This window comes from Mesorhizobium sp. M0243, from assembly GCF_040321775.1.
Lineage (GTDB): Bacteria > Pseudomonadota > Alphaproteobacteria > Rhizobiales > Rhizobiaceae > Mesorhizobium.
Map to the genome: position 1 here is coordinate 56,408 of NZ_JAMYSF010000025.1, position 15,258 is coordinate 71,665.

Annotated in this window: 12 protein-coding genes and 1 pseudogene; 7 read left to right on the plus strand and 6 right to left on the minus strand. The window is 63.3% G+C overall.

The window, feature by feature from the left end; translation table 11 throughout:
• Positions 1 to 4: 4 nt before the first annotated feature.
• On the minus strand, positions 5 to 457 hold the full coding sequence (locus NKJ11_RS26165; protein WP_352611598.1) for a hypothetical protein: 453 nt from the start codon (positions 455 to 457) through the stop codon (positions 5 to 7).
• Between the two features lie 156 nt (positions 458 to 613).
• Between NKJ11_RS26165 and NKJ11_RS26170 the strand changes: the two genes are divergently transcribed.
• The 4 genes from NKJ11_RS26170 to NKJ11_RS26185 all read left to right on the plus strand — a co-directional run bounded on the left by NKJ11_RS26170 (position 614) and on the right by NKJ11_RS26185 (position 6,199).
• Complete coding sequence (locus tag NKJ11_RS26170; protein WP_352611599.1) at positions 614 to 1,993, plus strand: aspartate aminotransferase family protein; 1,380 nt, start codon at positions 614 to 616, stop codon at positions 1,991 to 1,993.
• The gene (locus NKJ11_RS26175; protein WP_502895369.1) at positions 1,990 to 3,411 is read left to right on the plus strand and encodes a glutamine synthetase family protein; all 1,422 of its coding nucleotides are present in this window, start codon (positions 1,990 to 1,992) and stop codon (positions 3,409 to 3,411) included. The genes NKJ11_RS26170 and NKJ11_RS26175 overlap by 4 nt, the downstream gene beginning before the upstream one ends.
• A gap of 86 nt (positions 3,412 to 3,497) precedes the next feature.
• A complete protein-coding gene (locus NKJ11_RS26180; protein ID WP_023813618.1) occupies positions 3,498 to 4,733 on the plus strand; it encodes a putative DNA modification/repair radical SAM protein in 1,236 nt (411 codons plus the stop codon).
• A 2-nt stretch (positions 4,734 to 4,735) separates the two neighbouring features.
• Positions 4,736 to 6,199: a UdgX family uracil-DNA binding protein gene (locus NKJ11_RS26185; RefSeq protein WP_352442655.1), complete on the plus strand. Its 1,464-nt coding sequence runs from the start codon at positions 4,736 to 4,738 to the stop codon at positions 6,197 to 6,199.
• 63 nt (positions 6,200 to 6,262) lie between these two features.
• Here the strand turns inward: NKJ11_RS26185 and NKJ11_RS26190 are convergent, their stop codons facing one another.
• The 4 genes from NKJ11_RS26190 to NKJ11_RS26205 all read right to left on the minus strand — a co-directional run bounded on the left by NKJ11_RS26190 (position 6,263) and on the right by NKJ11_RS26205 (position 10,781).
• Positions 6,263 to 7,528 carry a glycerate kinase type-2 family protein gene (locus NKJ11_RS26190; RefSeq protein ID WP_352442654.1) on the minus strand — a complete coding sequence of 422 codons (1,266 nt, stop codon included), beginning with the start codon at positions 7,526 to 7,528 and terminating at the stop codon, positions 6,263 to 6,265.
• Positions 7,525 to 8,028 (minus strand): heme-degrading domain-containing protein, encoded by a 504-nt coding sequence (locus NKJ11_RS26195; protein WP_352794637.1) that lies wholly within the window; start codon positions 8,026 to 8,028, stop codon positions 7,525 to 7,527. The genes NKJ11_RS26190 and NKJ11_RS26195 overlap by 4 nt, the downstream gene beginning before the upstream one ends.
• 217 nt (positions 8,029 to 8,245) lie before the next feature.
• Positions 8,246 to 9,562, minus strand: coding sequence for a guanine deaminase (gene guaD, locus NKJ11_RS26200; protein WP_352551288.1), 1,317 nt, complete (start codon positions 9,560 to 9,562; stop codon positions 8,246 to 8,248).
• 1 nt (position 9,563) lies between these two features.
• Positions 9,564 to 10,781 (minus strand): urate hydroxylase PuuD, encoded by a 1,218-nt coding sequence (locus NKJ11_RS26205; protein WP_352551289.1) that lies wholly within the window; start codon positions 10,779 to 10,781, stop codon positions 9,564 to 9,566.
• A gap of 162 nt (positions 10,782 to 10,943) precedes the next feature.
• On the opposite strand from NKJ11_RS26205, the gene NKJ11_RS26210 reads away from it, so the two are divergent.
• From NKJ11_RS26210 to NKJ11_RS26220, 3 genes and pseudogenes are all read left to right on the plus strand, one after another.
• The gene (locus NKJ11_RS26210; protein WP_128302775.1) at positions 10,944 to 11,864 is read left to right on the plus strand and encodes a LysR family transcriptional regulator; all 921 of its coding nucleotides are present in this window, start codon (positions 10,944 to 10,946) and stop codon (positions 11,862 to 11,864) included.
• Between the two features lie 103 nt (positions 11,865 to 11,967).
• On the plus strand, positions 11,968 to 12,981 hold the full coding sequence (locus tag NKJ11_RS26215) for an LLM class flavin-dependent oxidoreductase (RefSeq protein ID WP_128302774.1): 1,014 nt from the start codon (positions 11,968 to 11,970) through the stop codon (positions 12,979 to 12,981).
• Positions 12,978 to 14,248: pseudogene (locus tag NKJ11_RS26220) on the plus strand (LLM class flavin-dependent oxidoreductase). The gene NKJ11_RS26215 and the pseudogene NKJ11_RS26220 overlap by 4 nt, the downstream one beginning before the upstream one ends.
• Here NKJ11_RS26220 and xdhC read toward each other — a convergent pair.
• Positions 14,245 to 15,237: a xanthine dehydrogenase accessory protein XdhC gene (gene xdhC / locus NKJ11_RS26225; protein ID WP_352794654.1), complete on the minus strand. Its 993-nt coding sequence runs from the start codon at positions 15,235 to 15,237 to the stop codon at positions 14,245 to 14,247. The pseudogene NKJ11_RS26220 and the gene xdhC sit on opposite strands and share 4 nt — an antisense overlap.
• Positions 15,238 to 15,258 lie beyond the last annotated feature (21 nt).

Sequence of the window (15,258 nt, forward strand, 5' to 3'; positions counted from 1 at the left end):
CCGCTCACTCCGCTCCGCACGACACTTTGCCGCTGATTTCAACCGGTTTGCCGTCCTGGTCCGTATCCGCCGCGGCGTCGTAGACGGCGAGCGTATAGTTCCCGTCGTAGACGCCTTCGTCGCTGGTCTTGGTCAGGATCGTCAGTTCAACTGAGTTGATCTTTTGCGCGGCCTCGTGCTCACGATAGATGTTCAGCCGCAATTCCTTGCCGTCGAGCCAGTACTGCGTCAGGTTGGAATCCTCGAACACGGTCTTGCGCAGGCTGTCGCCGGCAGGCCGGCTCAGAATTTCGAGGTTGCCGCGAAAGTTGAAGGTCGGCCCGCCCATGCCTCTGGTGACGCCTGCCTCGACCTCGAATATCGCCGCCGTGTCCTCGGTGGAGCACCAGATGCCACCCGACGCGAAGGCAGCGCCAGCCGACGACAGAAGCATTGCCACACACATGATCGTTCTCATTTTGCCCCTCCACCTCAAATCCCGCTCATATTGGCGCTGACTTCGGCAGCACGGTCAAGCGCCGCTGCCAAAGGCTGAGCCAACGCAGGACAGATGCGCGGCCAATTGCGGATGCGGACACGGATTGGCTAAGAGGGATCGACCAGAGGGGTTTTCATGCACAGCGATATGTCCAAGACGTCCATCGGCGGCATCGGCCGCGACCGCATTGCCGATTTGCGCGAAACCGAGGGGGCAGCCTTCCGCAAGGCGCGGCCAAAATCGCAAGCCAAGATCGGCAACGGCCTGCCCGGCTTCTTCGGCGGCGTGCCTATGCACTGGATGAACGATTGGCCGACGCCGTTCCCGATCCTGGTCGACAGCGCCAGGGGTGCCACGATCACCGATATCGACGGAAACAAGCTCGACGATTTCTGCCTTGGAGACACCGGCTCGATGTTCGGCCATTCGCCGCCACCGGTGGCACGCGCCATCCGCCGCCAGGCTGGACGCGGCCTGACCTATATGCTGCCTTCGGAAGATGCGCTGGCCATAGGGTCGCTGCTGCAGCAGCGCTTCGGCATGCCGTTCTGGCAGATCGCGACGACGGCGACCGACGCCAACCGCTTTGCATTGCGCGTCGCCCGCGCAATCACCGGCCGCGAAAAAATCCTGGTCTTCAACGGTTGCTATCATGGCTCGGTCGACGAGACGATGGTGCGGCTGATCGACGGCAAGCCCGTCAACCGGCCGGGATTGGCCGGCGAGTTCCGCGACCTGACCCGCACGGCCAAGGTCATCGAGTTCAACGATGTTTCAGCACTCGAAGCCGCGCTCAGGGATAAGGATGTGGCCTGCGTCATTGCCGAACCGGTGCTGACCAACTCCTGTATGGTGCTGGCCGATCCGGGTTACCATGACGCCCTGCGCAAACTGACACGCCAAGCCGGCACGCTGCTTCTGATCGACGAGACGCACACGATCTCGACCGGCCCCGGCGGCTATACGAGGAAGTATGGCCTCGACCCGGACCTCTTCGTGCTGGGCAAGCCGATTGCCGGAGGTGTGCCGGCCAGTGTCTGGGGCATGAGCGACGACGTTGCCTCACGCTACGCGGATTACAACAGGACCAAGGAGCCGGGCTATTCCGGCATGGGCACGACGCTGTCGGCCAACCCGCTGCAGTTCGCGGCGATGCGCGCCACGCTCGAAGAGGTGATGACCGAGGGGAATTACGACCGGATGGATCATCTGGCGCGGCGGCTCGATGCCGGGCTGATCGGCGTGATCGATCGCTATCGTCTGCCCTGGCATGTTTCCCGCGTCGGCGCCCGCGTCGAGTTCATCTGTGCGCCCGGTCCGCTGCGCAATGGCGCCGAGGCGGAAATGGCGCATGCACCGGAACTGGAGGCCGCCATCCATGTCGCGCTGGTCAATCGCGGCGTGCTGATCGCACCCTTCCACAACATGATGCTGATCTCGCCGGCGACCTCGGCTGCCCAGGTCAACCGGCTGATCACCGCCTTCGGCGCGGTTGCGGCGAAGCTTGCGGCATGAGACAAGCGGCGATGGACCACCCCAATGCCATGATAACCTCACCTTCGGGCTCGACACCTGCCGAGGCGCAAGCCTTTCTCGACGCCCATCCCGAGATCGAGGCCTTCGATATCGTCCTGACCGATGCCAATGGCGTCGGCCGTGGCAAGATCGTGCGCCGGCATGAGCTGAAGAGCATCTTCGAGGGCGGCCGCCACATGCCGATCTCGATCCTCGGCCTCGATATCACAGGCGAGGATGTACACGAGACCGGGCTGATCTGGACCACCGGCGACGGCGACCTCAGGGCCTGGCCGATCCCCGGCACGCTGGTGCCGCTCTATGGCACGAGCCCGCCGCGCGGCCAGTTGCTGATGGCGATGTACATGCTCGACGGCCGGCCGATGTCGTCGGATCCGCGGCTGGCGCTGGCTCGGCAGGTGGAGATCCTGGCGGCCAAGGGTCTCTATCCGGCCGGCGCCTTCGAACTTGAATTCTTCCTGCTGGCCAACGAACGCGACGCCGACGGCAAGGTGCAGCCCGCGCGCGCCGTGCTCGACGGCCGCGTCTCGGGCAAGACTGAAGTCTATTCGGTCGATCATCTGCACGGCATGGAGCCGCTGTTCTCCGACATCTATGCCGCGGCCAAGGCGCAAGGCATTCCGGCCGAGACGGTGATTTCCGAATATGCGCCCGGCCAGTACGAACTGACGCTGAACTACCGCAAGGATGTGATGCGGGCGGCCGACGATCTGGTCATGCTGAAGCGGCTTGTGCGGGCGCAGGCGCGCCGCCATGGCGTCACCGCCTGTTTCATGGCCAAGCCGATCGAGAAATATGCCGGCTCGGGCATGCATTTCCACGTCTCGCTGCAGGACAAGGCCGGCCGAAACGTCTTTGCCGAAGCCGGCGGCGAGAGCTGGTCGCTGCCGCTGCTGCAGGGGCTTGGTGGCCTCATCCAGACGATGGCGGAATCGATGCTGGTGTTTGCGCCGCACGCCAATTCCTGGCGGCGTTTCGTCTCGCAATCCTATGCGCCGGTGGCGCCGACCTGGGGCGTCAACAACCGCTCGGTGGCGCTACGCGTGCCGGCAGGCGACGCGAAGAACCGGCGCATCGAGCACCGCCCGTCCGGCGTCGACGCCAACCCTTATCTGATCGCCGCGACCGTGCTCGCCGGCATCATCAAGGGCATGGATGAAGGCCTCGATCCGGGCCCCGAAACGACCGGCAACGGCTATGAGGCAGCGGTCACGCGCACGACCATGCCTGTCGACTGGCGCGCCGCGATAGAAGCGGCGCGGACGTCCAGCTTCCTGAAGAACGCGCTCGGCGAGGACCTGCACCGGACGTTCGTGGCGATCAAACAGTCCGAGTATCTGCGGGTGGCACGCACGGTCAGCGAACTGGATTACCACCTCTATCTGCACGAGGTTTGATGGATTCATGATGGGCGGCGATCACTTTTTCGCCGCCTCCATCAAATGAGGTAGCGGATCTCCTGTTCAGAACATATCATGAACATATGAGCGCACTTACCGTCCGTGAAAAGCTGGCGATCCTCTCCGACGCCGCCAAATACGATGCCTCCTGCGCCTCTTCCGGTGCTGCAAAAAAGGATTCCTTGAAATCCGGCGGCATCGGCTCCACCGAAGGCATGGGCATCTGTCATTCCTACGCGCCGGATGGCCGCTGCATTTCCCTTCTCAAGATCCTGCTGACCAATTTCTGCATCTACGATTGCAGCTATTGCATCAACCGCTCGTCGTCCAATGTGCGGCGCGCCCGTTTCACCATCGAAGAGGTGGTGAAACTGACCATGGATTTCTACAGGCGCAACTATATCGAAGGCCTGTTCCTGTCCTCCGGCGTCGTCCGCTCACCGGACGAGACCATGGGCGAGATGGTCGAGGTGGCACGCCGGCTGCGCTTGGAGGAGAAGTTCTCCGGCTACATCCATCTGAAGACGATCCCGGAAAGTTCGGCGGAACTGGTCGAGAAGGCAGGGCTTTATGCCGACCGGCTGTCGATCAACGTTGAACTGCCGACCGATGAGGGCGTGAAGCGGCTGGCGCCCGAGAAGAAGCCGGAGACAATCCGGCTTTCCATGGCCAGGCTGCGCCAGAAGATGGAGGAGAAGGCTGAGCCGACTTTGAAGACCAAGAAGCGCGAACGCTTTGTGCCGGGCGGTCAGTCGACGCAGATGATCATCGGCGCCGACAAGACATCCGACGACGGCATCCTTCACACCAGCGCGCGGCTCTATGGCAGCTATCATCTGCGGCGCGTCTATTACTCGGCTTTCAGCCCCATTCCGGATTCGTCATCGTCGCTGCCCTTGCTGAAACCACCGCTGATGCGCGAGCACCGGCTCTATCAGGCCGACTGGCTGATGCGGTTCTATGGGTTTTCACAGCCGGAAATCCTTGCCGGGAGCAGCGACGGCATGCTCGATCTCGCCATAGACCCGAAGCTCGCCTGGGCGCTGCGCAACCGGGGACAGTTTCCGGTCGACATCAACCGCGCCGACCGCGAAGCGCTGCTGCGGGTGCCGGGTCTCGGCACCAAGGTGGTGGCGAAGATTTTGGAGACGCGCCGGCACCGGCGCATGCGGCTCGAGGACGTCGGACGGATCTGCCAGTCGGTCGCCAAGCTCAGGCCCTTCATCATCGCCGAAGGCTGGTCACCTGGTGCGCTGACCGACAAGGCCGGCCTGCGCGACAGGATCGCCTACTCCTGCGAACAATTATCGTTGTTTTGATCATGCGGCCGGCGCAACTCGATCTCGCCAGATACAGAGTTCGGCTCGACAGCGAGACGGATTTTGCCGGCTGGCGTGACGCGGCACGGCGGCTCGCCCTGAATGAGGTCAGGCCCGAGGACGTCGGCTGGCATGTCGCGCCGGGCTCTGATCAGGCAGAATTGCCTGAAGTGCCTGCGGGCGCGCAGCTCGTCGTGCCGCGCGACTTCATCGGGCATGCCGAAACGGCGTTCTGCCATTCCGATTCCGGCCGGTTTGCCTTTATCTACAGAGTGCTTTGGCGATTGCGCGACGAGCCTAAACTGCTGGAAATCGCGTCGGATCCCGACACCAGGCGGCTTGAGACCATGGAAAAGGCGGTGCGGCGCGACAGCCACAAGATGCACGCCTTCGTGCGCTTCCGAAAAATCGGCGACGGTGCCGATGAGCGCTATGTCGCCTGGTTCGAGCCGGATCATTTCATCGTCGAGCGCAACGCCGATTTCTTCGTCAGGCGTTTCACCGGCATGCGCTGGACGATCCTGACGCCCTATGCCTCCGCCGATTGGGATGGCGAAAGGCTGGCGATGGGGCCGGGTGCTGCCAAGGGCGATGCGCCTGATCAAGACGACACCGAGGCGCTCTGGCGGACTTATTTCGAGAACATCTTCAACCCGGCGCGGCTGAAGGTGAAGGCGATGCAAAGGGAGATGCCAAAGAAATATTGGCGGAACCTTCCCGAGGCCTCGCTCATTCCAGACATGATCGCAGGAGCGGACAAGGCCGCCAAGGACATGATTGCGAAGATGCCGACAACACCCGCGCCGCACCACGCAAAGGTGCAGGCACGGCATTGGCCGAAGCAACAGCCTGCCGAGACGGCGGAGGACGATGCCGCAAGCACGATTTCCGAGTTGCGTGAGGTAGCGAAAGGCTGCCGTCGCTGCCCGCTTTGGCGCGACGCGACGCAGACCGTCTTCGGTGAGGGCCCCGACAATGCCAAAGTGATCTTCGTCGGCGAACAGCCGGGGGATCAGGAGGATCTCGCCGGCAAACCTTTCGTTGGTCCGGCCGGCAAGGTGTTCGATGCGATCCTGGACGATGCCGGTGTCGATCGGCAAAAGGTCTATGTCACCAACGCAGTCAAGCACTTCAAGTTCGAGCCGCGCGGCAAGCGCCGCATCCACTCCAAGCCGAATTCCGGTGAGATTCAGGCCTGCCGCTGGTGGATCGACCAAGAATTCGAGCTGATCAAGCCTAACCTCGCCGTGGCACTCGGCGCGACAGCGGCGATGTCGCTGCTCGGCAAGGCGATCCCGGTGACAAAGATGCGCGGACAAGTGATCGAGCGCGAGGACGGATTGCGCGTGTTCATCACCATCCATCCCTCCTTCATCCTGCGCATCCACGATCGGGCGGACAAGGAAGCCGAACGCGAACGGTTCCTGCAGGATATGAAGCTGGTGAAGCGGCTGATGGCCGCCTGATCAGTTTTGTTTTTGCGCGATTCCAGACGGAAAACCGCTTCACACTTCCTGGAATTGCTTCAGCTACCTGATCAGAATTGCCCTGAGATCGTTGACATTCGTACCGGTCGGGCCGGGTACGAAAAGATCGCCAACCGCGTTGAAGGCCGTCCAGGCATTGTTGCCGGCAAGCATAGCCTTGGCGTCCACCCCGGCTGCGCGCATGCGCGATACGGTCGAGCCATCGGCGAAGGCGCCGGCATTGTCTTCCGAACCGTCGATGCCGTCGGTGTCGGCGGCCAGCGCGTGAATGCCGTCGACGCCATTGATGCCGATGGCGAAGGCCAGCAGGAATTCCGAATTGCGGCCGCCCTTGCCTTTTGCGCGCAGCGTCACGGTTGTCTCGCCGCCCGACAGGATCAGCACCGGCTTTTGAAATGGCCGGTTGCGCGTCGCCACTTCGCGCGCGATCGCGGCATGGACGCCGCCGACTTCGCGCGCTTCGCCCTCGATCGCATCGGAGAGGATGATGGCTTCAACGCCTTGCCGTTTCGCTTCCGCAACAGCCGCTTCGAGCGACACCCCGGCCGAAGCGATCAAATGCACCTCGTTGCGCGAAAAGCGCTCGTCATCCGGGCTTGGCGCATCGGCGGCCGGCGAATTGATATGCGCCATCACCGAGGCCGGCAGTTTCATGCCATAGGCCGATATCGAGGCCAGCGCGTCTGCGCGGCTGCCTGTATCCGGTACGGTTGGGCCGGAGGCGACCATTGCCGGATTGTCGCCGGGAATATCGGAGACGATCAGCGACACCACCCTGGCCGGCCATGCGGCCGCTGCCAGCCTGCCGCCCTTGATGGTGGAAAGGTGCTTGCGGATGGTGTTCATCGCCGCGATCGGCGCACCCGAGGCGAGCAGCGCCTCATTGACGGCGATCTCGTCGGCCAGCGTCAAGCCGCCGGCGGGCGACGGCAACAGCGCCGATCCGCCGCCGGAAATCAGCGCCACCACTAGGTCATCCTCAGTCAGCCCCTGGACCTTGGCGAGCAGGCGCCGCGAGGCTTCCAGACCGGCAGCGTCCGGCACCGGATGAGCCGCCTCGATGATCTCGATGCGCTCGCAGGTCGCGCCATAGCCATAGCGGGTGACGACCAGCCCTTCGATCGGGCCGGCCCACACTTTCTCGAACGCTGCCGCCATCTGCGCCGAGCCTTTGCCCGCGCCGATGACGATGGTACGGCCCTTTGGCTTGGCCGGCAGATGATCCCGGATGGTTCGTTCCGGATCGGCGGCGGCAACGGCGGCGTTGAAGATGGAGGTCAGGAAGGCCTTGGGATCGAGCACGGTCATTCGGCGTCCCGAGGCAATGCCAGCCCGCGCTTGTCGACGCCCAAATGATCGCACAGCGCATCGACGACGACGCCATGATCCTCCCGCTCCGGCAGTCCGGAGACGGCGATCACACCAATGACGCCGGCGCATTTGACGGTCACCGGAAAGCCACCGCCGGCCAGCACGTAGTCGGCAATATCCAGCCCTTCGCCGATCTTGAAGCTGCGGTCCGGGCGCTGCTGTTCCAGCACCATGCGGTAGGTGCTTCTCAGGAACCGCTTGACCACATTGGTCTTGCGCCGCGCCCAGTCGGGGTTCGAGGCGTTCGAACCCGGCATCGCGGCGTAGAACAGCGGCCGGTCCCACAGCCTGATGTCGACTATGATGGGCAGGTTCTCGGCAATTGCACGATCGCGAATGGCGGAGCCGATTTTGAAAGCGACGGCCTCGTCGAAGGTGGCGAAGACAAGGGTCTCTTCCTGTCTCTTGATCAGAGCGATGTCGTCAGCAACGGCCATTTTCTTTCTCCGAAATCGTCACACGTCGTGTGTACGACAAGCTCCGCTCGGTCAAGCTTCCGTGGAGCGGCCCCTCATCCGGCCGCTTCGCGGCCACCTTCTCCCCGGTGGGGAGAAGAGGAAAGCGTCGGCACTGGCGATCTCCTCTCCCCTCGGGGAGAGGTCGGATTGCCCCGAATTGCCCTTGCAATTTGGTTGGCAATCCGGGTGAGGGTTCTTACCCCGCGATCATATCCGCCTTGGCTGGCCGCCCCGCCACATAAACCTCGCGGACAGTGCGGTCGTCACCCAGCGTTTGCAGGAGAAACAGTTCCTGCGCCAGCGTCTCGACCGTTTCCATCCTGAGCCGCATCGCCGGCGTTGCCCTGGCGTCCAGCACGACGATGTCGGCATCGCTGCCTTCATCCAGCGTGCCGATCTTGTCAGCCACCGACAGCGCCTCGGCATTGCCGCGCGTCATCTGCCAGAAGGACTGGAGCGGGTTGAGCTTCTCTCCGTTCAGCGCGATCACCTTGTAGCCCTCGTCCATGGTGCGCAGCATGGAGTAGTTGGTGCCGCCGCCGACATCGGTGGCAGCGGCGATCCGGACCGGCTTGTCGCGGCGCCGGAAGCGCTGGTAGTCGAACAGGCCGGAACCGAGGAACAGGTTGGAGGTCGGGCAGAACACCGCTACCGAGCCCGAGTCCGAAAGCGCATCCGCTTCGCGCTCCGACAGATGGATGCAATGTCCAAACAGGCTCTTTTTGCCCAACAGCCCGTAGTGCTCGTAAACGTCGGTATAGTCGCGCGACCACGGGTAGAGTTCCTGCGTGAAAGCGATTTCGGCGTGGTTTTCCGACAGATGCGTCTGCATGTGCAGGTCGGGATATTCCCGACACAGCGCGCCCGCCATCTCCATCTGCTCCGGCGACGAGGTGATGGCGAAGCGCGGCGTGATGGCGTAGTGCTGCCGTCCCTTGCCATGCCATTCCTTGATCAGCGCCTTCGTGTCGTCGTAACCCGATTGCGGTGTGTCGAGCACGCCGTCGGGCGCATTGCGATCCATCATCACCTTGCCGGCAATGTTGAGCATGTTGCGGTCATGCGACTCGGCGAAAAAGGCTTCGGCTGAAGCCTTGTGCACCGAGCAGTAGGCGGCGACCGTCGTTGTACCGTGGCGCACCATTTCGTCGAGGAACAGCCGCACGATGCGGCGGCCGTGCTGGGCGTTGGCGAACTTCGTTTCCTCCGGAAAGGTGTAGGTTTTCAACCAGTCGAGCAGTTCTGCGCCATAGGAGGCGATGACCTGCATCTGCGGAAAATGCACATGGGCATCTATAAAGCCGGGCAGCAGCAGATGCGGCCGGTGGTCGATTTTCTTCGCCGTCTCGCCGGCCTGCTTTTCAACATCGGCATAGGTGCCCGCAGCGACGATCCGGCGGTCGCGGATCAGCAGGCCGCCATCCTCCTCGTAGCGCCAGGCGGAATGATCGTCGATGGTCTGCGGCCAGCGCACGAAGGACAGCGTGCGGCCGCGCAGAAGTGTCGAGTTCATGCTATCTCCCTGCGCCTTCGAACCAAGCCACCAGCAGTGCCCTTTCCTTGTCGGTAATCTGGCTGACGTTGGCGGGCGGCATGGCGTGGCTGCGACCGGCCTGCAGATAGATCTCGCGGGCGTGGTTGGCGATATCCGCATCGGTGTCGAGCATCACGCCCTTCGGTGCATGATAGATGCCCTCATAGACCGGCTCCGCCGCATGGCACATCGAGCAGCGGCCGAGCACGGTGTCGCGCACGGCCGGGAAATGCGCTGAAGCGACATAGATTTGCGCCGACGCGGATTCCTTGGGTTCGCCGGTCAGCACTTTCGGCGCAGTCGACAGCCAGATGATGACGATGAACAGGACGAGTGCCGCCATCCAGGTCCAGGTCGGATTGCCTTTGCGGGCATGGATCGAGTTGAAATAGTGCCGGATCAGCACGCCGATGATGAACACCAGCGAGGCGATGACCCAGTTGAACTCAGTGCCGAACGCCAGGGGATAATGGTTCGACAGCATCAGAAACAGCACCGGCAGCGTCAAATAGTTGTTGTGCAGCGAGCGCTGCTTGGCGATCTTGCCGTATTTCGGATCGGGCTTGCGGCCAGCGATGAGGTCGGCGACAACGATCTTCTGGTTGGGGATGATAACCATGAAGACGTTGGCCGACATGATCGTGGCGGTGATGGCGCCCAGATGCAGGAAGGCGGCGCGGCCGGTGAAGAGATGCGTCAGCCCCCAGGCGATGAACACCAGCACACAGTAGAGCACCAGCATCAGGCCGGTGTCGCTTTTGCCGAGCGGCGAGCGGCACAGCAGATCATAGACCACCCAGCCGACGCCGATCGTTGCCAACGACAGCAGGATGCCGACCGGGACGGACATTGGGAGCACGTTGGGATCGATCAGGAACAGATCGGCCCCGGCATAATAGACGACGCACAGCATGGCGAAGCCGGACAGCCAGGTGGCGTAGGATTCCCATTTGAACCAGGTCAGATGCTCGGGCATTTCGGCCGGCGCCACCAGATATTTCTGGATGTGGTAAAAGCCGCCGCCATGCACCTGCCATTCCTCGCCGAAGGCGCCGACGGGCATGCCGGGACGCTGGCGCAGGCCGAGGTCGAGCGCGACGAAGTAGAAGGACGAGCCGATCCAGGCGATGCCGGTGATGACGTGCAGCCAGCGCACGGCAAAACTTAGCCAGTCCCAGAAAATCGCGAAATCCATCATTGAAATCGTCCCTGCCGATTGGGCGACTTTACGGGTTGGAGCGCAAACGGAAAGAGGCGAGGCGCACGATGACTTTCAAAAAAAAATGGAAAATACTAGGGTAGTCACACGCAGCAGGATGGGAGCCGCCCGAAGGCGGCCTCAGGAAAGCCACGAAACCGCATGGCCTATCTGGACAACATTGCCGTCTTCGTTCGCGTGGTCGAACTCGGCAATCTGTCGGCGGCCGGTCGCGACATGCGGATTTCGCCGGCGGTCGCCTCCAACCGCATCAAGGAGTTGGAGAAGCACCTGGGCGTGCGTCTGTTCAACCGCACGACGCGGCAATTGATGCCGACCGAGCATGGCACGGTTTTTTACGGGGGCGCCAAGCAGGTCTTGGAGGCGATCACCGAGGCGGAAGCCGCGGTCTCGGCGCTTTCCGGCCAGCCGCGCGGCACCATCCGCGTTACGGCACCCTTGGGCCTCGGCCGCCGGCTGGTCGCCTCGGGCATTCCCGATTTTCACGACAAATACCCAGACATCGAGGTGAGGCTGAGGCTTTCGGACCACAATGTCGACATCATGAAGGAAGGCATCGATGTCGCCTTCCGGCTCGGCATCATCGAAGATTCCAGCCTCAGGATGCGCGGCATCATGGAATGCGAGCGCGTGCTGGTGGCGGCGCCGAAATATCTCGAGGCCCGCGGCGAACCGTTGGAGCCGCAGGAGCTGATCGGCAAGAAGCACGACTGCCTGATGCTGCGTTATTCCGGCGCGCGCGAATATGTGTGGACGCTGCAGACCCCCACAGGCCCGCAGAAATTCGAGGTGCACGGGCCCTACGACACCGACGATGGCGACGTGCTGACCGGCTGGGCGCTTTCGGGGCGCGGCATCATCAACAAGCCGCGCTTCGAGGTCGAGCCATTCATCCGCGACCGGCGGCTGAAGGTGATCCTGAGCAGCACGCCACCGACACCGGTGCAGTTCGCCGCCGTCTATCCGCACAAGAAGCTGCAGGATCCAAAAGTACGGCTGCTGCTCGACTTCATGGCCGAGCGCTGCCAGCGACTGATCAACGATCTGCTAGCTGGGAAATAATGCTGGCCGGCACGTGACCGGCGCTTGGCCCAGCGCCAGCGGTTGCCATCCCTGGATGTGGCGAACATAGTTCGGGTGGTATTTCGTCTCGCAGGGACCATCGATGGACAACGGCGCCACAATGCATCTTGCCGTTTCGCTGTTTCCGGGAACCATCGATCCATCACCGGGGCGGGAATTCAGCCGCCTGGCCGGTTTAGTGCAAAAGGCCGAAGCGGCGGGCCTGGACATGGTGCTGCTTGCCGATTCAGCGCCGGCTTCCGGCGGCGGTGCCGCGAACAGTCCGATGCCCTTCGAAGCGACCACTTTGCTGGCCGCATTGGCAACTGTCACAAGCAGGATCGGCCTGGTTGCCGCTGCCTCGACAATTGCCCACCAACCCTACAATCTGGCGCGCCGTTTCGCTTCGCTCGACATCATCAGCCATGGCCGCAGTGGCTGGAACGCGACCATGGCGCAGGCGCCACGGGAAACAGCCAATTTCAGCCGGCCCGAAGGATTTTCGCCTGACGATTTCCGCCGTCGCAGTGAGGAATATATCGGCATCGTGCAAGGTCTGTGGCAGGGCTGGGATGCGGACGCGCTGCTGTTCGACCAGAGCGGCGGCCGCTTCCACGACCCCGAAAAAATGCACCTGCTCGAGCACAAGGGCGCGTCCTTTTCCGTGCGCGGACCGCTGAACGTCGCCCGGTCGCCGCAGGATACGCCAGTGCTCGTCTTGTCGGGCCTGCAGGAATCCGACTTCGATATTGCCGCTCGCACCGCCGATATCATCCTGCTGGACGGCGGACCGGTGGAGGGCACGACAGAACGCTATGACGATATCCGGCGCCGTGTCACGGCGTGCGGACGCGATCCGGACGCTGTGAAAGTGCTGACGAACGTCGCGCCTACCGCCGATAGTAAGCCGGCTGCCCTCGCCGAGAGGCTGGAAAAGGAATTCCGGGCGAGAGGCTGCGACGGGTTCAACATCCTGATGCCGGCACAGCTTTCAGCGCTCGACGATTTCGTCGATCTGGTTTTGCCGGAACTGAGGCAGCGCGGCCTGTTTCGAGAGAACTATCGCGGCACGACGTTGCGCTCGCATCTCGGGCTTGCCGGCGGAGGTGACCGATGACCGCTCGCCAGATGAAACTCGGCGCCTTCCTGTGGGCGACAGGCCACCACATCGCCGCCTGGCGCCATGCCAAGGCGCACGTCACCGCCGGCACTGACATCGACCACTACATCGCGCTGGCGCGCACGGCAGAGGCGGCGAAATTCGACATGATCTTCTGCGAAGATGCCGCGGGCCTGCGGGAAGCCAATGTCGGCATTGCCAGCCAGACCTCGCGCTCGATCGGCTTCGAGCCGATCAGCCTGCTTTCGGCGCTTGCCGTCCAGACCAGCCGCATCGGCCTCGTCTCAACAGCCTCGACGAGCTACAACGAGCCCTATGGGCTGGCACGAACCTTCCTGTCGCTCGACCATCTGAGCGGCGGCCGCGCCGGCTGGAACCTGGTCACCTCGGCCAGCCCCATCGAGGCCGCCAATTTCGGCTCGACCGGCCTCAAGCCCCATGCCGATCGCTATGAGCGCGCGCGTGAATTCGCCGAAGTCGTCACCGGGCTCTGGAACGGCAAGCTCGGCGCCTCCGGTCACGACGGCCAGAGCTTTTCGGTTCGCGACCCGCTCGATCTGCCACGCTCGCCGCAGGGCGCCCCGGTCATGGTTCAGGCCGGCGCCTCGGATGTCGGCCGCGACCTTGCCGCCCGCACCGCCAATGTGGTGTTCACCGCGGCGCAGACCTTCGAGGAAGCGAAGGCCTTTTACGACGATCTCAAGGGACGTCTGGCGGCCTATGGGCGCGAGCCTGACGACATCAAGATCATGCCCGGCGTCGCGCCGGTGTGGCGGAGACCGAAGCGGAGGCCCTTGAAAAATATGAGGAATTGCAGGCGCTGATCCCCGACGATGTCGGCGTTGCGCTGCTGTCCAGCTATCTCAGCATCTCCGATCTGTGGTGCTACCCGATCGACGGGCCGCTGCCGGATCTGCCGGAGAGCGAGGGGATGAAAAGCCGGCAGGCGCTGGTCATCGAGCAATCGCGCCGCGACGGCCTCTCCATCCGCCAGCTTGCCCGGCATTTCGCCGGCGCGCGTGGCCATTGGCGCATCGTCGGCACTGCGGCCCAAGTCGCCGACGAACTGCAGGCTCGGTTCGAGGGTGGCGCGGCCGACGGTTTTAACGTCATGCCGTCATATTTCCCAGGCGAACTGGATGCCTTTGCCACGCTCGTCGTGCCGGAACTGCAGCGACGCGGCCTGTTCCGCAAGGAGTACGAGGGCCGCACATTGCGCGACCAACTGGGTTTGAAACAGCCGGTTAACTGCGGCGCAGCTTAGCCCGCCATCACCCTGTCATGCGGAACATGGCGGTCGGGATTTGACACTGCGGTGTGAACGACCAGCGCCGTCATGATTTCGGCGGCCGCCAGCGCCGCAATGACTTGCGGGCGCTTGTCCTTGACGGTGTCGCCGCCGATCGGCGAGACGAGGCGGGCAAACTCAGCTTGGCTGCCGTCCGCCGATTTCAGGAACCAGGTCCTGAACGTCGCTTTCTTGGTCTTCGAGCCGATCATGCCGACATAGGCGGCATCGCCGCGCTTCAGCGCCTCGGCGACGATCAGGAAATCCAGCGCATGATCGTGGGTCAGGATGGCGAAGGCGGTGCCGGCGGGAGCGTTTCGCACCTCGGCCTCGGGCATCGGCGTCAGCCGGGTCTCGACGGTCTCCGGCATGCCTTCCAGTGCTTCGGCCCGCGTCTCGATGACGATGCCGTGCACGGGAAGAAGTGCGATCGTCGACGCCAGCGCCTGGCCGACATGGCCGCCGCCGAAGATGTAGACACGCGGCAAGTGAGCCTCCTCGGCTTCCGCAGCCGCAACCAGATCGGCGGCAAGGGCTGCATCGACGAGCCGGATCAGCACTTCGACGCGCCCGCCGCAGCATTGGCCGATCTCGGGGCCCAAAGGCACGTCGAGGGTCGCGCGAATATCCCTCCCCCTTGAGGGGAGGGTGGCGGCGAAGCCGTCGGGTGGGGTCGTCGCAGCAGTGCTCGACGCTTTAGGTCGCGCGCTGCCTCTGCCGACCCCCTCTGGCCGCTTTGCGGCCATCTCCCCCTCAAGGGGGGAGAAAAGCATCTGCCTGGCCTTGTCGATGGCCATATACTCAAGTTGCCCGCCGCCGATCGTGCCCGATATCGCCGATTGCGAGACGAGCATGAAGGCGCCCTTCTCGCGTGGCGTCGAGCCTTTTGTCCCGGCGACCTCGATCAAAGCGATACGGCCCTGCCTAGCAAGGAAGTCTTTGAGGCTTTGCATTTTCGAATTCATCATTCGCATTCCCGTGCGGGA